The 25,726-nt window shown below is 73.5% G+C and carries 23 protein-coding genes; 7 read left to right on the plus strand and 16 right to left on the minus strand.

Annotated features, from left to right (window positions below; translation table 11 throughout):
• The first annotated feature begins 104 nt into the window (after nucleotides 1–104).
• The gene (locus tag ACZ6CV_RS10800) at nucleotides 105–905 is read left to right on the plus strand and encodes an SLATT domain-containing protein (RefSeq protein WP_469250507.1); all 801 of its coding nucleotides are present in this window, start codon (nucleotides 105–107) and stop codon (nucleotides 903–905) included.
• Nucleotides 906–1,129: 224 nt separating this feature from the next.
• Here ACZ6CV_RS10800 and ACZ6CV_RS10805 read toward each other — a convergent pair whose 3' ends face one another.
• The 6 genes from ACZ6CV_RS10805 to ACZ6CV_RS10830 all read right to left on the minus strand — a co-directional run bounded on the left by ACZ6CV_RS10805 (nucleotide 1,130) and on the right by ACZ6CV_RS10830 (nucleotide 8,411).
• Complete coding sequence (locus ACZ6CV_RS10805) at nucleotides 1,130–1,762, minus strand: dihydrofolate reductase family protein (protein WP_469250889.1); 633 nt, start codon at nucleotides 1,760–1,762, stop codon at nucleotides 1,130–1,132.
• Between the two features lie 39 nt (nucleotides 1,763–1,801).
• The gene (locus ACZ6CV_RS10810; protein WP_469250508.1) at nucleotides 1,802–2,452 is read right to left on the minus strand and encodes a hypothetical protein; all 651 of its coding nucleotides are present in this window, start codon (nucleotides 2,450–2,452) and stop codon (nucleotides 1,802–1,804) included.
• A 249-nt stretch (nucleotides 2,453–2,701) separates the two neighbouring features.
• Entirely contained in the window at nucleotides 2,702–5,113 is a 2,412-nt protein-coding gene (locus tag ACZ6CV_RS10815; RefSeq protein WP_469250509.1) for a dolichyl-phosphate beta-glucosyltransferase, read from the minus strand.
• Nucleotides 5,110–5,805: a GntR family transcriptional regulator gene (locus tag ACZ6CV_RS10820; protein ID WP_469250510.1), complete on the minus strand. Its 696-nt coding sequence runs from the start codon at nucleotides 5,803–5,805 to the stop codon at nucleotides 5,110–5,112. Before ACZ6CV_RS10820 ends, ACZ6CV_RS10815 begins: the two co-directional genes overlap by 4 nt.
• Nucleotides 5,806–5,995: 190 nt before the next feature.
• The gene (locus ACZ6CV_RS10825; RefSeq protein ID WP_469250511.1) at nucleotides 5,996–7,354 is read right to left on the minus strand and encodes an aminotransferase class III-fold pyridoxal phosphate-dependent enzyme; all 1,359 of its coding nucleotides are present in this window, start codon (nucleotides 7,352–7,354) and stop codon (nucleotides 5,996–5,998) included.
• 550 nt (nucleotides 7,355–7,904) lie between these two features.
• Nucleotides 7,905–8,411, minus strand: coding sequence for a hypothetical protein (locus ACZ6CV_RS10830; RefSeq protein WP_469250512.1), 507 nt, complete (start codon nucleotides 8,409–8,411; stop codon nucleotides 7,905–7,907).
• Nucleotides 8,412–8,495: 84 nt separating this feature from the next.
• Here ACZ6CV_RS10830 and ACZ6CV_RS10835 point away from each other — a divergent pair, with 84 nt between their 5' ends.
• Both ACZ6CV_RS10835 and ACZ6CV_RS10840 read left to right on the plus strand, forming a co-directional pair.
• Entirely contained in the window at nucleotides 8,496–9,245 is a 750-nt protein-coding gene (locus ACZ6CV_RS10835; protein ID WP_469250513.1) for a response regulator transcription factor, read from the plus strand.
• A gap of 3 nt (nucleotides 9,246–9,248) precedes the next feature.
• Nucleotides 9,249–10,640 (plus strand): sensor histidine kinase, encoded by a 1,392-nt coding sequence (locus tag ACZ6CV_RS10840; RefSeq protein ID WP_469250514.1) that lies wholly within the window; start codon nucleotides 9,249–9,251, stop codon nucleotides 10,638–10,640.
• Here ACZ6CV_RS10840 and ACZ6CV_RS10845 read toward each other — a convergent pair.
• Nucleotides 10,579–11,385 carry a VTC domain-containing protein gene (locus ACZ6CV_RS10845; protein WP_469250515.1) on the minus strand — a complete coding sequence of 269 codons (807 nt, stop codon included), beginning with the start codon at nucleotides 11,383–11,385 and terminating at the stop codon, nucleotides 10,579–10,581. The genes ACZ6CV_RS10840 and ACZ6CV_RS10845 overlap by 62 nt on opposite strands.
• On the minus strand, nucleotides 11,382–12,029 hold the full coding sequence (locus ACZ6CV_RS10850; RefSeq protein ID WP_469250516.1) for a DUF4956 domain-containing protein: 648 nt from the start codon (nucleotides 12,027–12,029) through the stop codon (nucleotides 11,382–11,384). Before ACZ6CV_RS10850 ends, ACZ6CV_RS10845 begins: the two co-directional genes overlap by 4 nt.
• A gap of 150 nt (nucleotides 12,030–12,179) precedes the next feature.
• On the opposite strand from ACZ6CV_RS10850, the gene ACZ6CV_RS10855 reads away from it, so the two are divergent.
• The 3 genes from ACZ6CV_RS10855 (at nucleotide 12,180) to ACZ6CV_RS10865 (ending at nucleotide 15,398) form a co-directional block, all read left to right on the plus strand.
• Nucleotides 12,180–12,785: a DJ-1/PfpI family protein gene (locus ACZ6CV_RS10855; protein ID WP_469250517.1), complete on the plus strand. Its 606-nt coding sequence runs from the start codon at nucleotides 12,180–12,182 to the stop codon at nucleotides 12,783–12,785.
• Nucleotides 12,786–12,799: 14 nt separating this feature from the next.
• Complete coding sequence (locus tag ACZ6CV_RS10860) at nucleotides 12,800–13,297, plus strand: MarR family winged helix-turn-helix transcriptional regulator (RefSeq protein ID WP_469250518.1); 498 nt, start codon at nucleotides 12,800–12,802, stop codon at nucleotides 13,295–13,297.
• 79 nt (nucleotides 13,298–13,376) lie between these two features.
• Nucleotides 13,377–15,398 (plus strand): serine/threonine-protein kinase, encoded by a 2,022-nt coding sequence (locus tag ACZ6CV_RS10865; protein ID WP_469250519.1) that lies wholly within the window; start codon nucleotides 13,377–13,379, stop codon nucleotides 15,396–15,398.
• 43 nt (nucleotides 15,399–15,441) lie between these two features.
• On the opposite strand, the gene ACZ6CV_RS10870 is transcribed toward ACZ6CV_RS10865, so the two are convergent.
• Together ACZ6CV_RS10870 and ACZ6CV_RS10875 are read right to left on the minus strand one after the other, a co-directional pair.
• Nucleotides 15,442–16,053 carry a Uma2 family endonuclease gene (locus ACZ6CV_RS10870; RefSeq protein WP_469250520.1) on the minus strand — a complete coding sequence of 204 codons (612 nt, stop codon included), beginning with the start codon at nucleotides 16,051–16,053 and terminating at the stop codon, nucleotides 15,442–15,444.
• A gap of 166 nt (nucleotides 16,054–16,219) precedes the next feature.
• Nucleotides 16,220–17,503 (minus strand): adenylosuccinate synthase, encoded by a 1,284-nt coding sequence (locus tag ACZ6CV_RS10875; protein WP_355810654.1) that lies wholly within the window; start codon nucleotides 17,501–17,503, stop codon nucleotides 16,220–16,222.
• A 176-nt stretch (nucleotides 17,504–17,679) separates the two neighbouring features.
• On the opposite strand from ACZ6CV_RS10875, the gene ACZ6CV_RS10880 reads away from it, so the two are divergent.
• Nucleotides 17,680–18,576 (plus strand): diacylglycerol kinase, encoded by an 897-nt coding sequence (locus ACZ6CV_RS10880; RefSeq protein WP_469250521.1) that lies wholly within the window; start codon nucleotides 17,680–17,682, stop codon nucleotides 18,574–18,576.
• A 694-nt stretch (nucleotides 18,577–19,270) separates the two neighbouring features.
• Here ACZ6CV_RS10880 and ACZ6CV_RS10885 read toward each other — a convergent pair.
• The 6 genes from ACZ6CV_RS10885 to ACZ6CV_RS10910 form a co-directional block, all read right to left on the minus strand.
• Nucleotides 19,271–20,497, minus strand: a complete 1,227-nt coding sequence (locus tag ACZ6CV_RS10885; protein WP_469250522.1) for a cytochrome P450 — start codon at nucleotides 20,495–20,497, stop codon at nucleotides 19,271–19,273.
• Between the two features lie 44 nt (nucleotides 20,498–20,541).
• The gene (locus ACZ6CV_RS10890) at nucleotides 20,542–21,219 is read right to left on the minus strand and encodes a response regulator transcription factor (RefSeq protein ID WP_362374329.1); all 678 of its coding nucleotides are present in this window, start codon (nucleotides 21,217–21,219) and stop codon (nucleotides 20,542–20,544) included.
• Nucleotides 21,216–22,559 (minus strand): sensor histidine kinase, encoded by a 1,344-nt coding sequence (locus tag ACZ6CV_RS10895; protein WP_469250523.1) that lies wholly within the window; start codon nucleotides 22,557–22,559, stop codon nucleotides 21,216–21,218. Before ACZ6CV_RS10895 ends, ACZ6CV_RS10890 begins: the two co-directional genes overlap by 4 nt.
• A 115-nt stretch (nucleotides 22,560–22,674) precedes the next feature.
• On the minus strand, nucleotides 22,675–23,553 hold the full coding sequence (locus ACZ6CV_RS10900; RefSeq protein ID WP_469250524.1) for an alpha/beta hydrolase: 879 nt from the start codon (nucleotides 23,551–23,553) through the stop codon (nucleotides 22,675–22,677).
• Between the two features lie 93 nt (nucleotides 23,554–23,646).
• Nucleotides 23,647–24,858, minus strand: coding sequence for a kynureninase (gene kynU / locus ACZ6CV_RS10905; protein WP_469250525.1), 1,212 nt, complete (start codon nucleotides 24,856–24,858; stop codon nucleotides 23,647–23,649).
• Nucleotides 24,851–25,723 carry a tryptophan 2,3-dioxygenase family protein gene (locus ACZ6CV_RS10910; RefSeq protein WP_469250526.1) on the minus strand — a complete coding sequence of 291 codons (873 nt, stop codon included), beginning with the start codon at nucleotides 25,721–25,723 and terminating at the stop codon, nucleotides 24,851–24,853. The genes kynU and ACZ6CV_RS10910 overlap by 8 nt, the downstream gene beginning before the upstream one ends.
• Nucleotides 25,724–25,726 lie beyond the last annotated feature (3 nt).

A 25,726-nucleotide genomic window follows, 5' to 3' on the forward strand; every position in this document is an offset into this window, starting at 1 on the left:
CAAGCACCTCTTCCGGGCGGAAAAGGCATCAATCCGGTCTCAGGGCCACCCATTGGGCGGTAGGACTGAGCGTCGATACGCGCGATCTCGTAGAGGAGTACCGGGTGAGCCAGCCGGAGATGCAGCCCGAGGGGGTGCCCCCCGAGGGGCAGGGTTCGGGGGCCGGCCCGGGTTCCGGGGCCGCGGGTCCGGGTGCGGGTGCGGGTGCGGGTGCGGGTCCGGGTGCGCGGCTGGGCGATCTCACCGGGCGGGCCTTCCCCCTCGGCGACTGGGGCGAACCCGCCGAGCGGCTCGACGAGCTGTACCGCTGGGTGGAGCGGGGCGCCCTGGACACCGCCGAGTGGTACCTCACCGACCGCGGGCGCAAGCGGCTCGCGGCCCGGCTGCTTCGGGTGGGCGCCGCGCTGGGCGCCGTGGGCGGCGGGGCGCTGCCGCTGCTGGATCTGTCGGGAGCCGTGGGACCCGTCGCCACCTGGGGGTTCGTCTCGCTGCTCGCGGGGGTGGCGTGCGTGGGGTGCGACCGGTTCTTCGGGCTCACCTCCGGCTGGATGCGGGACGTGGCGACCGCGCAGGCCGTGCAGCGACGGCTGCAGGTGCTGCAGTTCGACTGGGCGTCGGAGAGCGTACGGGAGGTGCTCGGGCCCACGGAGGGCACCGCGGGGGAGGCGGCCGAGCGGTGTCTCGGGGTGCTGCGGAAGTTCTCCGAGGACGTGACGGAGCTGGTCAGGGCGGAGACGTCGGACTGGATGGTGGAGTTCCGGGCGGGGCCCGTGCCGCTGGCCATGCAGGCGCTGGTGCCGGGCGGGGGGCCGCCCCGGGAGGCGCCGGCCTCCCCCGGGCGGTTCCCCATGCCGCCCGGAGCCCGGCCGAACATGCCCCGGCAGCGGCCACCAGAGCCGCGCTGAGCGGCCGCCACCGGAGCCGCGCTGAGCTGCTGCCACCGGAGCCACGCTGAACGGCTGCCACCGTGGCCGCGCCGAACTGCTGCCACCGGAGCCGCGCCGAGCTGCTGCCACCGGAGCCGCGCTGAGCTGCTGCCACCGTGGCCGCGCCGAGCGGTCGCCCCTCGGGCTGCCTCCGTCGGCCCCTCAGTCCGCTCCCGTCACCCCGGTCGCCCCCGCCACCGCCCTCACTTCCGCCAGAACAAGTGGTGCGTCACGCCGCTCGCGCTCGGCACCACCTCCCGGTGGTACCGGTCGAGCAGCTCGTCGGAGGACTCCCACAGGCGGACCCCCGCGCCGAGCCGCACCGGCGCGACCACCACGTGCAGGGTGTCGACGAGGCCGGCCGCCAGGAACTCCCGCACGCTCGTCGCGCCGCCGCCCAGCCGTACGTCCTTGCCGCCCGCCGCCTCCTTCGCCCGCTCCAGGACCTCGGCCGGCTCGCCGCCGACGAAGTGGAACGTGGTGTCGGAGAGCGTGAAGGAGGGGCGCGGGTGGTGCGTCAGCACGAACACCGGGGTGTGGAACGGCGGCTCCTCGCCCCACCAGCCCCGCCACTCGTGGTCCTGCCAGGGCCCGCGCTGCGGCCCGAACTTGTTGCGGCCCATGATCTCGGCGCCGATGCCGTGGGCGAAGTCGCGCGTGAAGTAGTCGTCGAGGCCGCGGCTGCCGCCGGGGTCGGTGCGGTTCGGCCAGCCCGCCGTGGCCGTCGCCCACGCCATCAGGGCGCCCGGGTCGGCGTGGCCGAACGGCCGCTCCAGGCTCTGTCCCTCACCGGCGCCGAAGCCGTCCTCCGAGACGGTGAAGTTCTGGACTCTCAGCAACTGCTGTGACTGTCGCAACGGGTTTCTCCCGCCCTCTCAGCTGTAGATGATCATCGAGCCCTGGGCCAGGCTGCGGGTCGCCGCCGCGTGCAGGCCCAGCCAGACGTGCCGCTCCCGCGCGAAGGGGCTCGCGTCCGCGGGGGGCACCGTCGCCGGCTCCTCCAGGGACGTGGGGGCCTGCGGCGGGGCCGGGGGCGTGGGCGGGTTCGCCGGGTCTATGCCGATGGACGGGGCCACGTACTCCAGCTCGCGCAGGAGCGCGTGCGAGGACCCCAGCGGTCCGCCGCCGGCGAGCAGCTCGTCGTTGGACAGCGGGGCGGGGAAGTCCACCGGGACGTAGGCGCCCGCGTGGTCGTAGTGCCAGACCAGGTGCGACTGCTGGGCCGTGGCGTCGAACATCTCCAGGAGCTGTTCGTAGTCACCGCCGAGGGCGTCGACCGGCGTGACCTCCAGGCCGCAGATCTGCAGGAGGTAGGCGCGGCGCAGGAAGTGCAGCGCGTCGTAGTCGAAGCCCGCGACCGGGGCCACGTCGCCGGAGAGGCCCGGCATGTAGGCGAAGACCGGGACGGACGGGAGTCCGGCCTCGTGCAGTGCCTTGTCGTAGACGGCGAGCTCTTCCGCGAAGGGGTTGTCGGCGCTGTGGCACAGCACGTCGACGAGGGGGACCAGCCACAGGTCGCAGGCCAAGAAGGACTCCTCGGGTCGGTCGAACGGGTCGGTCGGGTCGGTGGGTCTGAGGGTGCGCGTGCGGGTGCGGGCGTGCCGTACGTCGTACGCCGTACGGCATCGTTTCCGTACGGGTTCGGTCGCTGTGCGTCGCCCGGCGTGCAGGCAGCGTAGTCGGGGACGGGTCGCTTGGCTGCCCTCGTGCGCGGTCCGGCACGGGTTGCCCGGCCGCCCTCGTGCGCACCCGGGTCCGCGGCCGTCGGCCGCCCCTCACTTGCCCCGGTGCACGTCCCATACCCATACGCCGTCTACCCACTTTCCGGGGCGCCCAAGGAGGGCGCTCAGGGTGGTGCGCAGCGCGGAGGCGTTCTGTTGCGGCGCGAGGACCAGCACGCCGGCCTTCCAGAACCGCAGGTCCTCACGGACCGCCGCGCGCCAGGCCGGGGTGATCTCGGGGACGCGGCCGGAGTCGTGGACCTGGCGCAGCAGGTTGGCGGTGTTGCGGGGCGACGGCCCGTAGATGCCGACGCGGTCCGGACCCCAGGGGCCGTTGAAGTAGCCGCCCGGGATGCGGAAGCCCAGGCCGGCGGCGGTCTGCCAGTGCAGGCCCTCCGCGTTCGCGGGGTCGGGGACCGGCACCGGGACGAGGGTCTCGTCCTCGCCGACGTAACCGCGCCAGGTGCCCCGCGCGACGAACGGCGGCACCTCGGCCCGGTCCACGGCCTTCAGCGGCGCGGGCAGGATCGGCAGCAGCGCGAGGACGACGGCCGTGAGGCCCGCGTACCGGTACGCGGCGCGGCGCGGCGCGGCCGCCAGGCGGGCGAGGGCCAGCGCGAGCAGCATGCCGAGCGCCGGGGCGCACACCATCGCCACGCGCGCCTCGATGACGGACTCGAAGAGCGGGCGCCCGGCGAGCGCCGCCCACGGGCCCGGCAGGACGACGTCCGTCAGCGGCACGCGGATCTCACGGCCCAGCGACAGCAGCGCCGCCCCGAGCACGGTGACGGCGAGCGCCTTGACGGCCGCGCGCTCCCACAGCCGTACGACGATCGCGAAGGCGAGGGCGACGAGCGGCCAGCCGAAGAAGGCGTTCTGCTCGGTGCGGTTGAGCGCGAGGTGGTCGGAGCTCTCGGCGCTGCCCGCGAGGGAGCGCTCGGCGAAGGAGAGGAAGGCGAGCGGGCCGTTGCCCGCGTTCTCGCCGTGCAGCACGCTCTTGTAGCTCTGCGGCCCGAAGAACTGCCAGTACAGCGGGACGGCGACCAGCGGCACGGTCACCGCGAGCGCGACGCCCACGCCCCGCAGGAGCGGGCGCCAGGCCGCCTTCGCCGCCTGCGGGCGCACGGCCGCGTAGCCGAGGACGAAGAGCAGGATGCCGAGCGCGGCGAGAAGCAGCGGCTCCTCGCCGAGGAAGATCTGGTACGTGGTGAAGAGGCCGAGGAGGACTCCGTCCCGTACGACGCGGGTGCCCGCGCAGAGCCGCAGCGTCCTGTCGACGATCAGCGGGATCATGAACAGGACCACGAAGTTCGGGTGGGCGTTGGCATGGCTGACCATCGGGGGCGCGAAGGTCGCGAGGGCGGCGCCGACGGCGGCGGCGCCCCGGTGCGCGACGAGGCGCCGGCGGATCAGCCAGTACCAGGAGACGGCGGTGGCGGCGAGGCCGCCGGTCATCGCCACGTTCAGGGCGACCGCCGGGCCGAGCAGCCAGGTCACGGGGGCGAGCGGCACGGAGAGGCCGAGCATGACCGTGTTGGCCATGAGGTTCACGCCGTCCGGGACGTTCTGGAGGGTGGTGAACAGGGGGTTGTGGAGGTGGCGGACGTTGTCCGCCGTCACGGCGAAGAACCACTCCCACTGGTTCTGGTCCTGCATGGAGTCCGGGAAGTAGCGGGAGGCGGGCGCCGTCCAGCGGCCGGAGTAGAGCGTCACGGACAGGGCCAGGAAGAGGAGGCCTGCCAGGATGTCGGCCCGGTGGACCGCGCGGGCCTTCAGCGCGGTCAGCTCGGCGAGGACCCGTACGTAGTCCAGCGGCCGGACCTTGGAACCCTCCTGGTGGGACCAGCGCACGGGCACCTCGGCGACGGGCCAGCCCGCCCGCCGGAAGTACTGCAGTATCTCGACGTCGATGCCCCAGCCGTGCAGCCTGGACGCGGCGAACGCCTCACGGGCCCGGTCGCCGTCGAAGAGCTTGAAGCCGCACTGGGTGTCGCGGATTCCGGGGACGGCGACCGTGCGTATCAGGAAGTTGCCGGTACGGCCGAGGAGCTCGCGCAGCCGGTGCTGGTGGGCGCCGATGGACGCGCCGGGCCGGGCGCGGGAGCCGATCGCCGCCGCGTGGCCGTCGGTGAGCGCCTTGTCGAGGTGGTCGAGCTCCTCGATGGGCGCGGCGAGGTCGGCGTCGGTGATCAGGACGCGGCGGCCGTACGAGGCCAGGACCCCGAGGCGCAGGGCGTGGCCCTTGCCCCGGTTGCGGTCGCCGCGCAGCAGCTGGACGCGCGGGTCGGCGGCGGCCGCCTCGGCGGCGATCTCCGCGGTGCGGTCGGTGGAGCCGTCGTCGACGACGATCAGCTCCCACGCGCCCCGGTCGGTGAGCTCCAGGTGCTCGCGCAGGGCGGCCAGGGTGGGGCCGAGGCGCCGCTCCTCGTTGTACGCGGGGACGACGACGGTGAGGTCGACGCTCATGCGGCGGCCAGCCGCTCGATGAGGGCCAGGGAGTGCGCGTTGTACTCCACGACGATCTCGTGGGCGGCGCACGGCTCGCGGCGGGCCAGGGCGTCGACGAGCTCGGTGTGCCGCGACCACAGGACGCCGCGCAGGTCCTCGCCGCTGCTCTCGCACCAGCCCCGCAGGTGGGTGACGGCGCAGACCCAGGACTTCACGCGCAGCCGGTGCAGGAAGTCGGAGAGGTGGGGGTTGCCGAAGAGGGCGCTGAGCTCGCGCCAGAAGCGCAGGTCGTAGCCGATCAGGACGGTCAGGTCGCCGGCGCAGGCGGCGCGGGCGGCCTCCTCGCCGCGGCGGCGCACGGCGATCAGGGCGTCGGAGACGTCCCGGCGGGCGCCGTGCTCGGCGAGGTCGCGGAAGATGCCGTCGGCGACCAGGCCGCGGGCCTCCAGCATGGCGCGGTACTCGGCCAGGGTGTGCTCGTGGACGCGGAAGCCGCGGTGCTGGTCGGCGTCGAGCAGGCCCTGCGCGGTGAGGTCGACCAGCGCCTCGCGGACGGGCGTCGCGGAGACGCCGTACTGCTCGGCGATCTCCTTGACCGTGAACTCCTGGCCCGGCTCGAGGCGGCCGCCCAGGACCTCGTCCCGTAGGGCGTCGGCGATCTGCTGGCGCAGAGTGCTGCGGATGACGGCGGGGCCGTCGGTGCCGGGCATCTGGGTTCCCCCGCGGAGTCTGACGTGGTCGTCTTGGTCGGGCTCTTTGCTTACGAGCACGTCAGACTACGTGGTCGGGGTCGCGGGGCGGGGAGCCCCGATCCGGCCCCCCGTCCGCTGTCACCGCAGGTGAGAACGTGTCACACGGTGTGTGTGGAGTACGGGTCACACGGTGTGTGAGCGTCCCGGGTCACACGGTGTGCTCGTCGGCGACCGACAGGGCCTCGTCGAGCGCCGCGAGGCCCTCCTTCGCCTCGGCCTCCGTGACGTTGCACGGCGGGACGACGTGGGTGCGGTTCATGTTGATGAAGGGCCACAGGCCGTGCTTCTTGGCGGCGGCGCCGAACGCGGCCATCGGGGCGTTGGCCTCGCCCGTGGCGTTGTACGGGACCAGCGGCTCGCGGGTCTCGCGGTCCTTCACCAGCTCCAGGGCCCAGAACATGCCGACGCCGCGCACCTCGCCGACCGAGGGGTGGCGCTCGGCGAGCGCGCGCAGGCCGGGCCCGACGACCTCGGCACCGAGCCGGGCGGCGTGCTCGACGATGCCCTCCTCCGCCATGGCGTTGATCGTGGCGACGGCGGCGGCGCAGGCCAGCGGGTGACCGGAGTAGGTGAGGCCGCCGGGGTAGGGGCGCTTGGCGAAGGTCTCGGCGATCGCGCCGGAGATGGCGACGCCGCCGAGCGGCACGTAACCGGAGTTCACGCCCTTGGCGAAGGTCATCAGGTCCGGTACGACGCCGTCGAAGAGGTCGGCGGCGAACCACGTGCCGGTGCGGCCGAAGCCCGCCATGACCTCGTCGAGGACGAAGACGATGCCGTACTTGTCGCAGAGCGCGCGGACGCCGGCGAGGTAGCCGGGCGGCGGGATCATGATGCCGGCGGTGCCGGGGACGGTCTCCAGGATGATCGCGGCGACGGTCTGCGGGCCCTCGAAGACGATGGTGTCCTCGAGGTGCTGGAGCGCGCGCTCGCACTCCTGCGCCTCCGTCTCCGCGTAGAAGCGGGAGCGGTAGAGGAACGGCGCCCAGAAGCGGACGACGCCCGCGGTGCCGGTGTCGGAGGCCCAGCGGCGGGGGTCGCCGGTGAGGTTGACGGCCTGCTGGGTGCCGCCGTGGTACGAGCGGTAGGCGGAGAGCACCTTGGGGCGGCCCGTGTGCAGGCGGGCCATGCGGGTGGCGTGCTCGACGGCGTCGGCGCCGCCGTTGGTGAAGAAGATCTTGTCCAGGTCGCCGGGGGTCCGCTCGGCGATGAGGCGTGCGGCCTCGGAGCGGGCTTCCACGGCGAAGGCGGGGGCGAAGGTCGTCATGGTCGCCGCCTGCTCCTGGATGGCGGCGACGACCTTCGGGTGCTGGTACCCGATGTTGGTGTAGACGAGGCCGCTGGTGAAGTCGAGGTAGCGGTTTCCGTCGTAGTCCCAGAAGTACGAGCCCGCTGCGCCGGCGACGGCCAAGGGGTCGATGAGCTCCTGTGCGGACCAGGAGTGGAAGACGTGTGCGCGGTCCGCGGCCTTCACGGCGGCGCCGACCTGGGGATTCGGCTGAGGGGTCATGGGGGTGAGGGTAGATGTCCACGGAGTGGACGGGGTATGGGCGGGTTGTCGGGCGGGGTCGCCGTAACGCGACACACTGTCGTGTGGCCTGGGCGGGACACTGTCGTGTGGCCTGGGCGAGGTTCGGTCTGTTCTTCGTCCGGCGGGCCGGTGGGGGCGGGCCGCGCAGTTCCCCGCGCCCCTGGGGTACCCGTGGCTCGGCTCCCGTCTGGCTGACGGCAGCCGGGGGTTTGCGCAGTTCCCCGCGCCCCTGAACAGTCCCCCTCAGCGCCACCCGTCCGGCTCGGCCACCCGGGGTATTTGCGCAGTTCCCCGCGCCCTTGAGATACCCATGGCTCGGCCTCCCGCAGGGCTTGCGGCAGCCGGGGGTGCGGCGCCTAGGCGGGTGGGGCTCGGGGGTCTCACCTAGGGGCGCGGGGAACTGCGCAATCACCCCGGCTTCCCGCACCGGACGGAGGGGCCGAGCCACGGGTAGGTCAGGGGCGCGGGGAACTGCGCGATCAGGACCCGCCGGGCCGCAGGGAATCTCACCCCCCGCCCCGGAGGGGGCTCAGTCGTCCGGGGTTTGGTGGGCCCGCGGCGTACCCCCCGCACACCGCACCTCATAGTGCAGGTCGTCCCCCTCCACCCCATCCCCCGGCTCCGCCTCCACCCGCGCCGCCCTCCCCGGCCCCCGCTCCACGTCGTCGTCGATGTGGAAGCCGTCCGCCGGGCTCCACGAGACCAGGTACACCGTTCCGTCGGCCCGGCACTCCGCCGTGGCCGAACCCCCCGTGAAGCGGACCGTCGAGCGTTCCGGAGCAGCCGCCCTCGAGGGAGGCGCGGAAATCGACGGCGCAGAGGGAGACTCACTCGCCCCCGCCCCCGCCCCCGCCCCCGCCCCCGGCGACGACGCCGCCGCCAACGCCCTCCGTACCGCCCCCTCGTCCAGCGGACGACTGTGCGCCGCACCCCCCGAACCGTCGGAACTCGCCAACTGCCAGGCGCCCAGCGCCCCCGCCGCCGTGCCCACGGCCACCCACGCCGCCGTGACGACGGCGTTCCGCCACTTCCTCATGGCGCCACTGTGCCGCATCGTTTCCTAACGTCCGGTTAAGGCCCCGACAAGGGTGCTCGCCCCACCCCTGACTACGGTGGTTGTATGGCGCATCTTCTCGTCGTCGAGGACGACCCCCAGCTCCGCGGCGCGCTGGTACGGGCCCTGCGCGACAAGGGCCACGCCGTGGCCACCGCTCCGAGCGGCATGGCGGGCCTGGACGCGGCGATGACCGGACGCCCCGATCTGGTCGTCCTCGACCTGGGCCTGCCGGACGTGGACGGCGCCCAAGTGCTGCGCATGCTCCGCGCCGTCAGCGACGTCCCCGTCATCGTGGCGACCGCCCGCGACGACGAGACGGGCATGGTCACCGTCCTGGAGGCGGGCGCCGACGACTACATCGTCAAGCCGTTCGGCGCCGCCCAACTGGACGCCCGCGTCAAGGCGGTGCTGCGGCGGCTCGGCGCCGTCGAGACCGAGGAGCCGCTGCGGGTCGGCGCCCTCGCCGTCGACCCGGCCTCCCGCGAGGTCACCCTGGACGGCGCCGCCCTCGACCTCACGCCCCGCGAGTTCGACCTGCTCGCCTACCTGGCCCGCCGCCCCGGCCAGGTCGTCTCGCGCCGCGAACTCCTCGCCGACGTCTGGCAACAGCCCCTCGGCGGCGCCGACAAGACCGTCGACGTCCATCTGTCCTGGCTGCGCAGGAAGTTGGGCGAGACCGCCCAGCACCCCCGCTACCTGCACACGGTCCGCACGGTGGGCGTGAAGCTCGCGGCGCCCGACGGGCCCGCGGACCGGGCCGGCCAGGACGCCGACCTGGACGCCGACCAAGACGCCGAGCAGGACACGGACTGATCCATGCGCCGCAGCCTCCTCCTGCTCACCGCCGCGACCACCGCCCTGGTCCTCACCGCCCTCCTCGTCCCCCTCACCCTCCTCACCCGCACCCACGCCGCCGACCGCGCCACCGCCGAGGCCACCGCGCGCGCCCAGTGGGTGGCCCACGCCCTCGGGCCCGCCCTGGCCACCGCCGACGAGCGCGAGACGGCGGAACAGACGGTGGAGAGCGTCAACGGCACGGATCTGCCCACCACTTCGCTGATCCTCGCGAACGACGACGTCATCGGCCCCCGCGCCCACCGCTCCCCCGCCGGCACCGACCCCATCCGCCTCGCCCGCACCGGCCGCGCCTTCACCTACGAGACGAGCTCCGGCGCCCGCCTGGTCCTCGTCCCCGTCCAGGGCGCGAAGGGCGGCACCGCGGTCGTCCAGGTGACGCTGACCGAGAAGCAGTTGTACGCGGGCACGCTCGCGTCCTGGCTCGTCCTCGCCGGCATCGGCGTGGGCCTGGTCCTGCTCGGGCTGCTGCTCGCCGACCGGCTCGGCGCCCGACTGGTCGGCGCGACCCGCCGCCTCGCCCGCACCGCGGACCGGCTCGCCGCGGGCGATCTGACGGCCCGCGCCGAACCGGAGGGTCCACCCGAACTCCGACTGATCGCGGGCGAGTTGAACCGCCTCGCCGCCCGCATCGACGAACTCCTCACCGCCGAGCGGGAGAACGCCGCCGACCTCGCCCACCGGCTGCGCACCCCGGTCGCCGCCCTGCGCCTGGACGCGGAGACCCTGCGCGACACGGACGAGGCCCGCCGCATCACGGCGGACGTCACCGCTCTCGAGCACAGCGTCGACGAGGTGATCCGCAAGGCGCGGCGCCCCCTGCGCGAGGCGCCGCGCGCGGACCTGGCGGCGGTGACCCGGGAACGGGCCGCGTTCTGGGAGCCGTTGGCCGAGGACCAGAACCGGGCCACCCGCGTCACGACCCCGCCCCGCGGGGAGCCGGTCCTGGTGCCGGTCCCCGCGGACGAACTGGCCGCCGCCCTGGACGCGTTGATCGGCAACGTCCTCGATCACACGCCCCAGGGCACGGCGTTCGCCATCACGGTCCGCCGCACGCCCGGCGGCGGTGCCGAACTGACCGTGACCGACGCGGGCCCCGGCTTCCCCGGCGGAACGGCCCCCGACCGCGGCACGAGCGGCGCGGGCTCCACGGGCCTCGGCCTGGACATCGCCCGCCGCACCGCCGAGGAGGCGAACGGCCGCTTCGAGACGGCGAACACGGGGGCGGGCGGCGGTGACGGCGACGGCGCGCACAGTCTCGCCAGTACAGGCACCGGCGCCCGCGTCACCCTCACCTTCCCGCCCGTACCTCCCGGGGAAACGCCGTCCGGACCGCCCGCGCCCACTTGTTGACGCCGAGCTCCGGGCGGACCGCCGCGTACCCCCCGCAGTACTTGGTGAAGTCCGCGGCCCGCACGCCGTAGCGGTGCAGCACCCGGTCGGCCTCGGTCAGATGGCCCTTGGTCTTGGTCTCCACCAGGACCAGGCCGCTGTCGGCGGTGGCGCTGCGGCCGGTCACCGTGTCCCGTACGACGAGCCCCGCGTCACACGTGACGCGCTGGCCGTCGGCGACGAACGTGGCCCGCTGGTAGTCGGTCACCAGGGACGGTGTGAGGCCCTCGGGCGCGTCGATGCCGTACGAGCCGCGCAGCACCCCGGCCAGGAAGCCGAGCCGCACCGCGTCCAGGGCGTGGTCGTCCCCTTCGAGGCGCTGGCGGTGCTTGACGGTCTCGCCGCGCCCGCTCTTCAGCTTGATCTCGAACTGCCGCTCGCCGCTGTCCCGGTAGACCCGCTCGCGGATCCGGTAGCGCAGCCGCCGGCCCTGCCGGTGGTCGTGGAACGTGCCGAGCTCGGGGGTGTCGTAGTACGTCGAGTGGTAGCGGAACCAGCGCTTCCCGCCGATGCTGAGCGCCCGGAAGGGGCCGCAGGGCCGCCGCGGGTCGGTCAGCAGGGCCGCGAGGTCCTCGAATATCTCGACCGGCACGAGATAGCTGTTGTCGTAGCGGGCGAGCAGCTCCGCCCTGGCGTTCACTTCGTCGAGCGCGATGGGGTGCGCGGCGAGGGCGGCGCGGCCGATGGCGCGTACGGCGGGGTTCACACGGTCTCCTTCGGGTACCTGGGGGCGATCGTGTCGGACCGGGTCGTGCGTCGTCGTTCCGTCAACTCCCGGGACGGCGCGGAAGGTTCCGGCTGACGGAAGCGGACTTCCAGCACCATGAGGTCGCGTACGTAATCCACCTCCTGGACGGTCCATCCGAGCGGCTCACCGAGGCGCCGGGCCAGGTCGGCCCGCAGGGGCGCCTCCTCGCGGTGCACGGTGTCCAGGGTGACGACGGCCCGCCGGTCCCGCGCGAACAGGCGCGGGTGGTCGGCGCCGTACATCACCGCGAGCAGCACCCCGGCGAGCACCGCGGCCACGGGCAGGCTCAGGCCGGGCAGACCGCACAGGAGCCCGAGCACCAGGGTGATGAAGTAGTACGCGACCTCCTGGTGCTGCAGGGCGTCGGAGCGCAGCCGCACGATCGAGAGCACGCCGAAGAGCCCGAAGCCGAGGGCGAGCCCGCCGTTGCCGCCGACCGTCCCGAGCCCCGCGACCACCGCGAACAGCGCGGTGTTCAGGGCGAGATAGGCCGGCACCAGCTCGCGCCTGCGGTGCCGCGGATAGAAGACACCGAAGGTCAGCAGGGCGACGGCGGCGAGATCGAGGCCCAGGTGGGCGCCGAGGTTCAGGGTGCTTTCCATGCCGAGGACGCTAGGGAGGGGCAGGTTAAGGCCGCCCCCTGTGGACGTTAACGATGCGGCCCGGCTTCCGGGGTCCGGTCCCTCCTGGACCTATTGACAGCATGCTTACGTACGCACTACAGAGCACAGCCACCCGCCCCGGAGGCCGTCATGTCTGTCACGTCCCGCAAACCCGTGCACCTGGCCCTCTACGACACGTTCGCGGACTGGGAGACCGGCCACACCACCGCCTGGCTCGCCCGGGTGGGATACGAGGTCCGCACGGTCGCCCCCTCCGCCGTCCCGGTCACCTCCATCGGCGGCCTGCGCGTCCAGTCCGATCTGACCCTCGACGAGCTGCGCCCCGAGGACAGCTCGCTGCTCGTCCTGCCGGGCGCCGACCTGTGGGACACGGGCGACGACCTCGCGCCGTTCGCACGCACCGCCCGCGCCTTCCTCGACGCCGGCGTGCCGGTCGGCGCCATCTGCGGGGCGACCGCCGGGCTCGCCCGCGAGGGGCTCCTCGACGACCGGGCGCACACCACCGCGGCGTCGGAATACCTGGCGGCCACCGGATACGGGGGCGGCGGACGGTACGTCGAGGCGGACGCCGTCACCGACGGCGACCTGATCACGGCGGGCCCGACCGAACCGGTCGCGTTCGCCCGAGAGATCTTCGGCCGGCTCGGCGACGTCTTCGAGGGCAAGAAGCTCGACGCGTGGTTCCGCCTCTTCCACGACTCCGACCCGTCGGCGTACGAGACCCTCAACTCCTGAGCAAAGGACGGAAGATGACCGACGACGCGACCCGGGCGCGGCAGGACCTGCTCAGCCGCACGGCCCTGACCGTCTTCCGGCTGAACGGCCAGTTCCTCGCGCTGGCCGAGGAGCTGGCCGGACCGGTGGGCCTGACCGCCGCCCGCTGGCAGGTCCTCGGCGCCGTCCTGCCCGAGCCGCTGCCGGTGGCCGGGATCGCCCGCGCCATGGGGATCACCCGGCAGAGCGTGCAGCGCGTCGCCGACCTGCTGGTGCGCGACGGCCTCGCCGCGTACGCCCCGAACCCCGCACACCGCCGCGCCAAGCTGCTGCGCCCCACCGACGCGGGGCGGGCCGCCGTGGCGGAGATCGCGCCGGGCCACGCCGGGCTCGCGGGCCGGCTCGCCGACGCGCTCGGCACGGACGGATTCGAGGAGACGGTACGGGTGTTGGAGCGGCTGTCCGCCGTGCTCGACGAGCCCGGTCCGGGGCCCGCCGCACGGCCCCGCACCCAACCCGTTACGCAACCGTAGAGCGAAGCGCGCTCCACCCTGTCGTGCCCGCGCACTATCCTCACTCTGTTGCACACCAGTGGGGGAGGTCGGTGCGGCGATGGAGAAGCTCGTACCCGGAGATCCGCAGAGAATCGGCGCGTACCGGCTGTTGGCGCGGCTCGGCGCCGGCGGCATGGGACAGGTGTACCTCGCGCGGTCGGACCGCGGACGTACGGTGGCGGTCAAGCTGGTCCGCCAGGAGCTCGCCGAACAGGACGAGTTCAGGAACCGCTTCCGGCAGGAAGTGCAGGCCGCCCGGCAGGTGGGCGGCGCGTGGACGGCGCCCGTCCTGGACGCGGACACGGAGGCGGCGATCCCGTGGGTCGCCACGGGGTACGTGGCGGGGCCCTCGCTGCAGAGCGTCGTCTCGCACGACCACGGGCCGCTGCCGGAGCGGTCGGTGAACATCCTGGCGGCCGGGCTCGCGAGCGCGCTGCGGGACATCCACGCGGCGGGCATCGTGCACCGCGACCTCAAGCCGTCGAACGTCCTGGTCACCATCGACGGGCCGCGCGTCATCGACTTCGGCATCGCCCGCGCCCTGGAGACGGTCACCGACGGCGGCCTGACCCGTACGGGTGCGCTGGTCGGCTCGCCCGGCTTCATGGCCCCCGAGCAGGTGCGCGGGGACCGCATCACGCCGGCGTGCGACGTGTTCTGTCTCGGCTCCGTCCTCGCGTACGCGGCCTCCGGGGCGCTGCCCTTCGGGACCGCCAACAGCGGCGTGCACGCGCTGATGTTCCGCATCGCGCAGGAGGAGCCGGACCTGACGGGGCTCCCGGAGAGCCTCACCGAGCTGATCGGCGCGTGCCTGCGCAAGGATCCGGCGGCCCGGCCCTCCCTGGACGAGATCCAGGAACGCACGGGCGCGGCGGACGCGCTCGGCGACGGCCGCACGCTCGACCCCTGGCTGCCGGGCGCCCTCGTGGCCCAACTGGGGCGGCACGCGGTGCAGTTGCTGGACTCGGAGGACCCGGAGGACACGACGTCGGGGGCACCCGCGGGGAAGGCGGGCGTGGTCGACGGGGTCCCGTCGCCGGCGCGGGCCGCGGCCGCGGGAGCGGTCGGGGCTGTCGGCGCGGGTGCCGCGGGTGCCGCATCGGGCGCCAACGGTGCCGGTGACGGTGACGCGAAGGGTGCCGGTGACGCAAAGGGTGCCGGTGACGGCAGCGGCGGCGGTACGGGTGACGGGCAGCGCGACGGTGCGGTGCAGCCCCCGCCACCCGGGAGCCCCGGCCCCGCCGCGCCTCTCGACCACCTGCCCACCATGGTGTCCGGACAGGCCCCGCCGCCCACACCCCCGCCGGGCTCCCCGGCGTACGGCTATCCGCAGCAGTACGCCCAGCCCGCCGGCTACGGCTACCCGCAGTTCCCCCAGCAGGCCCCCCAGCTGCCGCCCGGCTACGGGCCGACGCCCCCGTACGGGCCTGGCTCCACGCCCCCCTACGGGCCCGGCGCCACACCCCCCTACGGGCCCGTCCCGCCGCCCGAGCCCCCGCGCCGCAGCGGGCGCTCCACGGCGGCGCTGGTCGTCGTCGCGCTGATAGTGGCCATCGGAGCGGGCGGCACGGTCTACGCCGTCATGAACGGCGACGGCACCGACGACAAGGGCGACGACGCCAAGAACAGCGCCAACACCGCTCCGACGACACCGGGCCCCTCGGCGTCGACGCCCGGCCCGAGCAGTGCGAGCCCGTCCCCGTCGGCCTCGGCCTCGGCCTCGGAAGACGGCGTCATCCCGGACAAGTTCGTGGGCTCCTGGAGCGGCGGCCTGGACACCAAGAGCGGCCACAGCACCCGCACGCTCTCCCTCCGGCAGGGCGAGGAGGGCGACACGGTCCTCGCGGTGACGGCGGACGGCCCGACCGACGGCGGCGGCACGTACCACTGCGTCTTCGAGGGCAAACTGCAGTCCGCGTCCGACGACCGCCTGCACATCGGCCCCACGGTGGTCACGGTCGGCGAGCCCATGGCGTCCTGCACCCCGGGCGAACCGAGCGTCGTCACGATCCTCGGCAACGGAAAACTGCGGCGTGCGAACACCGACGGCAGCGGGGAGCTGACGTACGACAAGAACTGACGCCCCGGCGGACACCGCACCTCGCGTCCGACCCCGGCATCGCTCAGGAGCGGTACCGGGGGAACGTCCCGGTGTCCACCGACCACTGCCCCATCGGCACGGTGTCACCGAACTTGTAGTGGCGCGGGGCGTCGGCGTAACGGGGCTCGCCCGCGGAGGTGTCGGGGCCCGAGTGCACGGTGATCGTGCCGTCACGGGGGTCGATGATCACGTAGACCGGGACGCCCATGCGGGGGTAGTCGCGGAGTTTGGTGACGTAGTCACGGGCCGGGTCCGAAGGGGATACGACTTCGACGGCCACGGATACGTCGGGCGCGAACGCTGCGAAGTCCGCGGTCTCCTGCTCGTCCGCTTCCTTCGTCATGGCGAGGAGATCAGCAGTGCGGCTCATGCCGAGCTCAGGGTGGTCGACCCGTGTTTCGGCGAGAACTACCGCCTCTGGGTCCTGGGACCGGATCTGGAATCCGATCTCCATCACGATCCGGCCATGCGGCTTCGACGGGGACATCATGTGGACGGTGATCTCCTGGTTCGCAATGTCTGCCCGCACCACGTGGCCGTGGTTGTTCTCGTTGGTCTCGATGAACTCGACGAGTTCCGTGAGCTGCTCATAGGTGACCTGCCGTACCTCTGGCTCCACCGGCTGCGCGCTCATCGGCCTACTCCTCGCTCGGGCATGACGGAGATGCCCTCCCACGGTAACGCCGGTCGCTGTCATGCCCGCAGTCTTGCCGGACACGCACAAGGGGTGGGTCGCACTTGCGCGCGACCCACCCCTTCGAGTGAGCTGAGTGAGCTGGTGAGCTTCAGCGAGCTCCGCTCTAGACGAACGAGTTGATCTCGATCGTCTCGGTGCGGCCCGGACCCACGCCGATCGCGGAGATCGGCGCGCCGGACATCTCCTCCAGGGCCTTCACGTAACCCTGCGCGTTCTTCGGCAGGTCGGAGAAGGTCTGGGCCTTGGTGATGTCCTCGGACCAGCCCGGCAGCATCTCGTAGACCGGCTTCGCGTGGTGGAAGTCGGTCTGGTTGTACGGGAGTTCCTCGACGCGCTTGCCGTCGATCTCGTACGCCACGCAGACCGGGATCTGCTCCCAGCCGGTGAGGACGTCGAGCTTGGTGAGGAAGAAGTCCGTCAGGCCGTTCACGCGGGTCGCGTAGCGGGCGATCGGGGCGTCGAACCACCCGCAGCGACGGTCACGGCCGGTGGTGACACCGCGCTCGCCGCCGATGGTGCGCAGCGCCTCGCCGTCCTTGTCGAACAGCTCCGTCGGGAACGGGCCCGCGCCGACGCGGGTCGTGTACGCCTTCAGGATGCCGATGACGCGGCTGATCTTCGTCGGGCCGACGCCCGTACCCGTGCAGGCGCCGCCCGCGGTCGGGTTCGAGGAGGTGACGAAGGGGTACGTGCCGTGGTCCACGTCCAGGAGCGTGCCCTGGCCGCCCTCGAACAGGACGACCTTGTCCTCGTCGAGCGCGTTGTTGAGGATCAGGGTCGTGTCGGCGACGTACTGCTTGATGTTCTCGCCGTGCTCCAGGAGCTGCTCGACGATCTGCTCCGTCTCGATGGCGCGACGGTTGAACACCTTGGTGAGCAGCTGGTTCTTCTGCTCCAGGGCCGCTTCGACCTTCTGCGTCAGGATCGACTCGTCGTAGAGGTCCTGCACGCGGATGCCGGTGCGGTTGATCTTGTCGGCGTAGGTCGGGCCGATGCCGCGGCCGGTGGTGCCGATCTTGCGCTTGCCGAGGAAGCGCTCGCCCACCTTGTCGACGGTCACGTTGTACGGCGTGATGACGTGCGCGTTGCCGCTGATCAGCAGCTTCGACGTGTCGACGCCGCGCTCGTTCAGACCGCTCAGCTCGGAGAGCAGGACCGACGGGTCGACGACGACTCCGTTGCCGATGACGGGCACACAGTCCGGGGAGAGAATCCCGGAAGGGAGGAGGTGCAGCGCGTACTTCTGGTCGCCTACGACGACCGTGTGGCCGGCGTTGTTGCCGCCCTGGTAGCGCACCACATAGTCCACCGAGCCACCGAGCAGGTCGGTGGCCTTTCCCTTGCCTTCGTCACCCCACTGAGCACCGAGCAGCACAAGTGCGGGCACAGGCGTACACCCCTTCCGGGCGGGGCATGTCCAAGGTCAGGGGCCGTAGCCGCCGTATGGGTGTGCCTTGGATGCTGCCCCGGAATAGACGAAGCCCCTGGCGCAATAGCGCAAGGGGCTCTTGCACAAAGATGCTACCCGAGGTCTCAAAGAACGGCTAAAAGAAAGGGCGCACCTTGTCGGCTCGCGACCAGCTCCTAGTCGTCATCGACCCGGTCGCCCGGCGCACGGACGGTGAGTCGGTACGGATCGCGAAGGACGTGCTCGGTGCGGGCGCGGCGGTCCGGATCTGTCTCCCCGACGGGCCCGAGGACTTCACGAAAGCGCTGGCCAGGAGGGGTGCGCGGCGGTTGGTGGTGGTCGGGGACGACCGCGCGCTGCTGCGGGCGGTCGGCTCGCTCCACCGGGAGCGGGAGCTCGCCGGGTGCGGGCTCTCGGTCGTGCCCGTGGGCGCGGCGCGGACGCTGGCGCTGGCGCGGGTGCTGGGGGTGCCGGCGGGGGCGGTGGCGGCGGCGCGGGCGGTGCTCGAGGGCGCGGAGCGCCGTCTGGATCTGTTGGTGGACGACAGTGACGGGGTGGTGCTGGGGGATCTTCGGATTCCGCCGGTGGCGGGGGCGGGGGCGGATTTGGTGCGGCCCACTGAGGCGCCGGCGGCTGCCGGGGTGTCTGTGTCGGGGGTGGGCGCCGGTGGTGGGGGTGAGGGGCACGCTTGGCTGCGGAGCTGTCAGTCGTTCGTACGGACGCTGGCGGCGCGGCCGTCGCGGGCCGGGGCGGGGGCGCAGGGGCCTGCGCGGCTGCGGGTCGAGGCGGACGGGGTGACGCTGGTGGACCTGGACGAGCCGGTGGAGGACGTGCGGGTGTCGGAGGTGTACGGGGGGCTGGCGCAGGTGGAGGTACGGCGGGCGGGGCCGGGTCCTGGTTCGGGGGCGGCGGCTGTGCGGGTGCGGGCGCGGACGGTGACGGTGTCGGGGCCGGACTTCCGGTACCGGGCGGATGCGGCGGTGGCGGGACCGGTACGGAGCCGCACATGGACGGTCCGCCCACTGGCCTGGGGCCTGACACTGCCTCGGTGAGGTGTGGCTGAGCCTCGGGCGCGGGGGCGCCTCGGGGCCGGGGGCGGGGGCGCCTCGGGTACGGGGGCGGGGGCGCCTCGGGTACGGGGGCGGGGGCGCCTCGGGTGCGGGGGCGCCTCGGGGCCGGGGGCGGGTGTGCCTCGGGTACGGGGGCGGGGGCGCCTCGGGCGCGGGGGCGCCTCGGGCGCGGGGGCGCTTCGGGTGCGGGTGCGCTTCGGGTGCGGGGGCGCTTTGGGCTGGTGTCTGCGGTGCTGTCCGTCTGTGGGTGCGGGGCCGCGGGGGTATGTGCGTACTCGCCATCCACTGTTCGCCACGCCTCGCGGACAACCTTGCTACAGCGCGCTCGGTGCTCCGTGCGCACATACCCCCACGTCCCCTCCCGAGCGTTTGCGCCTGCGGCCCGGTGGGGCGGCTCCCCACCCAGCCAGTGCGTCTCCTCCACGTCAGCCCCTACCCTCCAGTTGCTCGCCGCCCCAAACCGCACCCCCCCCCAATCCGTGTGTCCCGAAGGCCCCCACCCGCTCACCGCCGTGAACCACAGCCGCCCCCAGGCGTACGTCGTGGGGCAAACGGGCGAGTGGGTGTGGAACATCCGCCGCGGAGCGGCGGGACTGTGCCGCCCTGCCGCGTAGCGGCAGCCCGCGCCGGCGCGCCCCCGTGCCGGAGGAGCCGTCCAAGTGCGGGCGCAACCGGTCTACGGTTCGACCAGCAGTTCCTGGAGGCCCCGGATCACGAAGTTCGGCCTGCGCCGCGGCTCCGCGGCGAGGGTGAGGCGCGGGGCCCGGCGCAGCAGGGCCCGGAGCGAGGCCGCCAGCTCCATGCGGGCCAGGGGCGCGCCGATGCAGTAGTGGATGCCCGCGCTGAAGCTGATGTGCGGGTTGTCGCGGCGGGCCAGGTCCAGCTCGGCGGGGCGCGCGAAGACCGCCGGGTCGTGGTTGGCCGCTCCGAAGAGGAGCGCCAGCTCCGCGCCGCGCGGGATCGTCACCCCGTCGATCTCGATGTCGTCGAGGACCCACCGCTCGAAGAGCTGCAGCGGGGTGTCGTAGCGCATCAGCTCCTCGACGGCGCTCGGCACCAGGCCCGCCGGGTCCGCGCGCAGGGCGGCCAGCTGCGCCGGGTCGCGGAACAGCGCGTACCAGCCGTTGACCGTGGCGTTCACCGTCGCCTCGTGCCCCGCGTTCAGCAGGAGCACGCACGTCGAGATCATCTCCTGCTCGCTGAGCGACCGGCCGTCCTCGTACGCCGCGATGAGCCCGGAGATCAGGTCCTCGCCCGGCTCCTTGCGGCGTACGGCGATCAACTCCCGCAAGTACGCCGTGAATTCGAGCGAGGCGCGGACCGCGCGGGCCGCCGTCTCCTCGGACGGCTTCAGCTCGTACATGCCGCAGATCGCCGCCGACCAGGGACGCAGCAGCGGCCGGTCGGACTCCGGGACGCCGAGCATCTCGGCGATGACCGCGACGGGCAGCGGTTCGGCGACCCGCGCGGCGAGGTCCCCGCCGCCGTCCGCCACCAGCTCGCGCACGAGCCGGTCCGCCAACTCCGCCACATACGGCCGCAGTTGTTCGACCGTGCGCGGCGTGAACGTCTTCGACACCAGGCGGCGGATGCGGGTGTGCGTGGGCGCCTCCAGGTCGAGCATGCCGTGGTCGTTGAGGACGTGGAACGGCTCGTGCGCGGCCGGCGGGGCCTCGCGGCCGAACTCCTCGTGGCTGAAGCGGTGCAGATAGGTGCGGCCGAGGCGCCGGTCGCGCAGCAGGGCCGCGACGTCCGCGTGGTGCGGGACCAGCCACTGGCCGGTCGGCGCGTAGTGGTGGACGCGGCCCGCCGCCCGCAGTCGCGCGTACGCCGGGTAGGGGTCGGCGACGAACTCCGGCGAGTCCGGGGCGAACACCTCGGTGACGTCGAAGGCCGGCTCCATGGCGCGACGCTAGTCCGCCCGCGCGGCCGTGACCAGCCCCCGCCTCACCCCGGCGTGACCAACCGCGCCTCGTACGCGAACACCGCCGCCTGCGTGCGGTCCCGCAGGCCCAGCTTCACCAGGACCCGGCTGACGTGCGTCTTGATCGTGGACTCGGCGACCACCAGCCGGGAGGCGATCTCCGCGTTCGACAGGCCCTGCGCGATGAGGACGAGGACCTCCGTCTCGCGCTCGGTGAGCTCCCCGTACTGCTGGGCCTGGACCGACGCCGAGAGCCGGGGCGTCTGCGCCAGCTTCGAGAACTCCGTGATCAGCCGGCGCGTCACGGTGGGCGCGAGCAGGGCCTCACCGGCGGCCACCACCCGTACGCCGTCCGCCAGTTGGCGCGCCGACGCGTCCTTGAGGAGGAAGCCGGACGCGCCCGCGCGCAGCGCCTGGTAGACGTACTCGTCGAGGTCGAAGGTGGTCAGGACCAGGACCTTGCACCCGTCCGTGCCGCCCTCGGCCGCGATGATCTCGCGGGTCGCCTCGATGCCGTTCAGCTCGGGCATGCGGATGTCCATCAGGACGACGTCGGGGGCGAGCTCCCGGACCCGCCGCACCGCCTCGCGGCCGTTGACCGCCTCGCCGATCACCTCGATGTCGGGCATGGCGTTCAGGAGCACGGAGAAGCCCTCGCGGACCATCATCTGGTCGTCCGCGATCAGCACACGGATGGTCATGCCAGGTCCTCTCCGGCCGGGTCGAGCCGGTCCGCGTGCGGGACCGGCAGGAAGACGGTGACCTCGTAGCCGCCGTCGGCCGTCGGCTCCGCCGTCATCTCGCCGTTCAGCATCGTGACACGCTCGCGCATGCCCGTGATGCCGTGGCCGGCCCCCGGCGACGGCTTGACCAGGCCCGTCGCGGGACCGTTGACGATGCGCAGGCCGAGGCCGCCGAGGACGTAGCCGACCTCCACGCGGGCGTCCGCGCCCGGTGCGTGGCGCAGGCTGTTGCTGAGCGCCTCCTGCACGATGCGGTACGCCGAGAGCTCCACGCCCTGCGGCAGCTCGCGGGCCGCCCCGGTGATCACCTTGTCGACGCTCAGCCCCGCGTCGCGGACGTTGTCCAGGAGCCGGTCGAGGTCGGCGAGCGTGGGCTGCGGGGCGTCCGGCGCCTCGTAGTCCTCCGCCCGGACCACGCCGAGGACGCGGCGCAGCTCGGTGAGGGCGGACACCGCGTTCTCGCGGATCGTCACGAACGCCTGCTCCAGCTCGGGCGGCGGGTTCTCCACGCGGTAGGGCGCGGCCTCCGCCTGGATGGCGACCACCGACATGTGGTGCGCGACGACGTCGTGCAGCTCGCGGGCGATGTTGGTGCGCTCCTCAAGGAGCGTGCGCTTGTCGCGTTCGATGGCGGTGACGGTGCGCTGCACGGTGACCTCGCGCTGCGCCTCGCGGCGCACGTGCACCATGGTGGTGATCAGCAGCGCGAGCGCGGAGAAGAACAGCATCTCCGGGCTGTCGTTCACCGGGGAGCCGCCGAGGAACACCTGCGTCGCCAGCGCGTACGCCGCCGTCCCGAGCCACATCCACACGGCGGTGCGCGGCCCGGTCCGTGCCGCCACCACGACCATCACCACGATGTGCGCGAAGAACGGCGCGGGCGCCCACGGCCAGCCGTCCCAGCTGTTGCCGAGCGCCCCGGTGAACGGCGCGGAGAGCAGCGCGATCCAGTAGGCGCCGACCGGCCTGGCCAGCGTCATCAGGACCGCGACGGCGGGGACGAGACCGGTCAGGGCGTACGCGAGGGTGTTCCCGAACCCGCCCATGCCGAGCCCGATGAACAGGGTGATCAGGGCGGCGGACGCCACCAGGGCGTGCGGGAGCCAGGCCGCGTACCGGCGGATCCGCGCGGGCAGCCGGCCGACGAGCGGCCCGTCGGTGGCCCGGGGCGGCAGCGGGCGGTAGGCGAAGGCGTCGTGGAACAGTGTCTGGCGCAGGCCACCGACGACGCCCACGACCAGGCGGTACTCGGGGCTCTTCTGGCCTCTGGCCTTGAACGGCTCGGTCTTCTCGGTCACCTCTACGACGGTACGGGGGCCGCCGCGCGAGGTCGTCCACAGCAAGACGGGTTCCCCGGGGTCCGTCCCAGGTACTACTGGGCCCCGCCAGGGGCCGGGCCCCCGCGGGACCGCCTCAGTACGCCAGCTGCGCGATCTCCTCCGCCACCACCGCGCAGGCGTCCGCCGCCGGGTCGATCAGGGGGAAGTGGCCGACCTCCTCCAGGAGCGTCAGGCCCACCACCTCGCCCGCCTTCGCCGCCGCGTCCGCGTACGCCTCCGCGACCGCCTGGGGGACGGTGATGTCGGTGCGGCCCTGCACCACGGTCGTGGCGATGCCGGTGGGCAGCAGCGCGGCCGGGTCGGCGTACGGGAGCCGCTCCTCGAAGCGGGCCGCGCCGCCCAGCAGCTCCGCGCAGGCGCCGCCGCAGACCGCCAGCTCCTCGGCGGCCCGGAAGTCCGCGATGGGCGCGAGCGCGACGACGCCGCGCAGGGGCGCCGGGCGTGCGGTGCGCCAGGGCGCGTCGGCGGGCAGCAGGTGCCGCGCCGCCGCCCACAGCGCGAGGTGGCCGCCCGCGGAGTGGCCGGTGACCACCGTGCGGCGCGGGTCGGCGGACGGGAGCGCGTCCCGTACGAGCGAGGGCAGGGCGTCCAGGGCGGCCGCCACGTCGTCGAAGGTCTCCGGCCAGCGCCCGGCGACCGGGGCGGTGCCGCCCTGCGCGGGGATCGGGCTGCCCCTGCGGTACTCGACGTTGGCCACCGCGAAGCCGCGGCGGGCCAGGAAGTCCGCGAAGGGGGTGAGGTGGCGCCGGTCGTACGGGGCCCGCCACGCGCCGCCGTGCAGGACGACGACGAGCGGGGCGGTGCCCTGCGCGTCGCCTCGCGGGGCGTAGAAGTCGACGACCTGGTCGGGGTGGTCCCCGTACGCGGCGGTGGTGTCCGGCTCCACGGCGGGATGCGAGAAGGCGGCATCGGCCTCGGCGGCATCGCGGGCCACGGCGGCGTCGTCCGGCATGCGACAACCTCTCAACAGCAGTGCGGCTGACGGGCCCCCGCCCTCCTCCGCGCGCGGCAGCGGGAGAACGGGAGCAAGATCCGCCGGACGTTATCAGCCCAGCGTCTCCGCCAGCACCCGGGCGGCCCGCTCGGCGTCGCCGAAGGAGACGTACAGCGGCGTGAAACCGAACCGCAGCACGTCCGGCGCGCGGAAGTCGCCCACCACACCCCGCTCGATCAGGCGCCGCATCACGTCACCGGCGCCCTCGCAGCGCAGGGCGACCTGGCTCCCGCGCTCGGAGTGCGCGGCGGGCGTGAGGGAGCGCACGCGCCCCTGCGGCACGTACGCGCCGACGCAGCGCAGGAAGAAGTCGGTCAGCGCGAGGGACTTGGCGCGCACCTCGTCCACCGAGACGCCGTCCCAGACGTCGAGCGCCGCCTCCAGGGCGAGCGTCGACAGGATGTCCGGCGTGCCGACGCGTCCGCGCAGCGCCCCGGCGGCCGCCTCGAACTCCGGCCGCATCCCGAAGGGTTCGGCGTGCGAGTTCCAGCCGGGCAGCGGCGAGTCGAAGCGGTCCTGCAGCTCTGCCCGTACGTAGAGGTAGGCGGGCGAACCCGGGCCGCCGTTCAGGTACTTGTACGTGCAGCCCACCGCGAGGTCCACGCCGTGCTCGTCCAGGCCGACCGGCAGGGCGCCCGCCGTGTGGCAGAGGTCCCAGACGGCGAGGGCGCCCGCCGCGTGGACCGCCGCCGTCAGACCGGGCAGGTCGTGCAGCCGGCCGGTGCGGTAGTCGGCGTGGTTGAGCAGGACGGCGGCGGTGCGCTCGCCGAGGACGCCGGGGACCTCGGCGGGGGCGGCCTGGACCAGCCGGCAGCCGGTGAGGCGGGCCGCCGACCCGGCGATGTACCCGTCGGTGGGGAAGGTGGTGGCGTCGACGACGATCTCGTCGCGCCCGTCCCCACCGGCGCCCCGGGCGATGCGGACGGCGGCCACCAGCGCCTTGAAGACGTTCACGCTGGTCGAGTCGCCGACCACGATCTGGCCCGGCGCGGCGCCGACCAGCGGCGCGATGCGGTCGCCGATCCGCTCCGGCGCGGTCCACCAGCCGCTCTCGTCCCAGGAGCGGATGCGCAGCTCGCCCCACTGCCGGGTGATGACGTCGGCGACCCGGTCCGGGACGTGCGCGGGCAGCGCGCCCAGCGAGTTGCCGTCCAGGTAGACCGTGTCGTCGAGGACGAACTCCTTGCGCTTGGCGCGCAGTTCGTCCCGGGCGTCGAGCGCTTCGGCCTCGGCCCGCAGATCGTCCGTGCGGGGTTCAGACATGGCTCCTCGCAGTCCACAGCTCGGGGAAGACGTTCTTCTGCGCGCGCTTCTCCAGCCACGCCACGCCGGCCGAGCCGCCCGTGCCGGTCTTGGAGCCCATCGCGCGGCGGGTGGCGACCAGGTGGTCGTTGCGCCAGCGCCACACCAGCTCGGCGACGTCCGTCAACGTCTCGCCGAGGCGCGCCAGTTCACCGCTCTCGTCCCCGGAGTAGAGCTCCGTCCAGACCGCCTCGACCTCGGGCGAGGGCTCGTACTTCTTGGTCAGGTCGCGCTGCAGGACGGACTGCGGTATCGCGTGGCCGCGCCGGGCGAGGAGCGCCAGCACCTCGTCGTACAGGCTCGGCTCCTGCAGCGCCTTCTCCAGCTCGGCATGGACGCGCGGCGCGCCCCGGTGCGGGACGAGCATGGACGCCGACTTGTCGCCGAGCAGGAACTCCATGCGGCGGTACATCGCGGACTGGAAGCCGGAGCCCTCGCCGAGCGAGCCGCGGTAGGAGTTGAACTGGGCCGGGGTGAGCTGGGCGAGCGGCTGCCAGGAGGCGTTCAGCGCCTCCAGCTCGCGCAGGCTGCGCTTGAGCGCGTTCTGCGCCACGGGGATGTCGTCGCGGCGCAGGGCGTGCGCCGCGGTCTCCCACTCGTGGACGATCACCGTGAACCACAGCTCCATGACCTGCGTGGTGACCAGGAAGACCATCTCGCCGGGGTCGTCCGAGCGCAGGTGCTGGAGGTGGGTGAGGACGTCCGCCTGGACGTAGTCCTCGTACGGGGTGGTGCCTGCGAAGTCGAGGTTCGGGCTCTCGGCCTCGGGGACCTCGGTGGACGCCGCGCGCTCCTCGGGGGATGCCTCATGCGTCTCTGGGGACATCGC

Source organism: Streptomyces sp. NPDC041713 (genome assembly GCF_055591085.1).

What these genes read in the sequence shown, in the direction of transcription:
- ACZ6CV_RS10910 (WP_469250526.1), bottom strand. Translation starts at nt 25,723, where the DNA reads ATGTCCCCAGAGACGCATGAGGCATCCCCCGAGGAGCGCGCGGCGTCC.
- ACZ6CV_RS10855 (WP_469250517.1), top strand. Translation starts at nt 12,180, where the DNA reads ATGTCTGTCACGTCCCGCAAACCCGTGCACCTGGCCCTCTACGACACG.
- ACZ6CV_RS10830 (WP_469250512.1), bottom strand. Translation starts at nt 8,411, where the DNA reads ATGAGGAAGTGGCGGAACGCCGTCGTCACGGCGGCGTGGGTGGCCGTG.
- ACZ6CV_RS10850 (WP_469250516.1), bottom strand. Translation starts at nt 12,029, where the DNA reads ATGGAAAGCACCCTGAACCTCGGCGCCCACCTGGGCCTCGATCTCGCC.
- ACZ6CV_RS10860 (WP_469250518.1), top strand. Translation starts at nt 12,800, where the DNA reads ATGACCGACGACGCGACCCGGGCGCGGCAGGACCTGCTCAGCCGCACG.
- ACZ6CV_RS10840 (WP_469250514.1), top strand. Translation starts at nt 9,249, where the DNA reads ATGCGCCGCAGCCTCCTCCTGCTCACCGCCGCGACCACCGCCCTGGTC.
- ACZ6CV_RS10835 (WP_469250513.1), top strand. Translation starts at nt 8,496, where the DNA reads ATGGCGCATCTTCTCGTCGTCGAGGACGACCCCCAGCTCCGCGGCGCG.
- ACZ6CV_RS10825 (WP_469250511.1), bottom strand. Translation starts at nt 7,354, where the DNA reads ATGACCCCTCAGCCGAATCCCCAGGTCGGCGCCGCCGTGAAGGCCGCG.
- kynU (WP_469250525.1), bottom strand. Translation starts at nt 24,858, where the DNA reads ATGTCTGAACCCCGCACGGACGATCTGCGGGCCGAGGCCGAAGCGCTC.
- ACZ6CV_RS10815 (WP_469250509.1), bottom strand. Translation starts at nt 5,113, where the DNA reads ATGAGCGTCGACCTCACCGTCGTCGTCCCCGCGTACAACGAGGAGCGG.
- ACZ6CV_RS10870 (WP_469250520.1), bottom strand. Translation starts at nt 16,053, where the DNA reads ATGAGCGCGCAGCCGGTGGAGCCAGAGGTACGGCAGGTCACCTATGAG.
- ACZ6CV_RS10820 (WP_469250510.1), bottom strand. Translation starts at nt 5,805, where the DNA reads ATGCCCGGCACCGACGGCCCCGCCGTCATCCGCAGCACTCTGCGCCAG.
- ACZ6CV_RS10900 (WP_469250524.1), bottom strand. Translation starts at nt 23,553, where the DNA reads ATGCCGGACGACGCCGCCGTGGCCCGCGATGCCGCCGAGGCCGATGCC.
- ACZ6CV_RS10865 (WP_469250519.1), top strand. Translation starts at nt 13,377, where the DNA reads ATGGAGAAGCTCGTACCCGGAGATCCGCAGAGAATCGGCGCGTACCGG.
- ACZ6CV_RS10890 (WP_362374329.1), bottom strand. Translation starts at nt 21,219, where the DNA reads ATGACCATCCGTGTGCTGATCGCGGACGACCAGATGATGGTCCGCGAG.
- ACZ6CV_RS10885 (WP_469250522.1), bottom strand. Translation starts at nt 20,497, where the DNA reads ATGGAGCCGGCCTTCGACGTCACCGAGGTGTTCGCCCCGGACTCGCCG.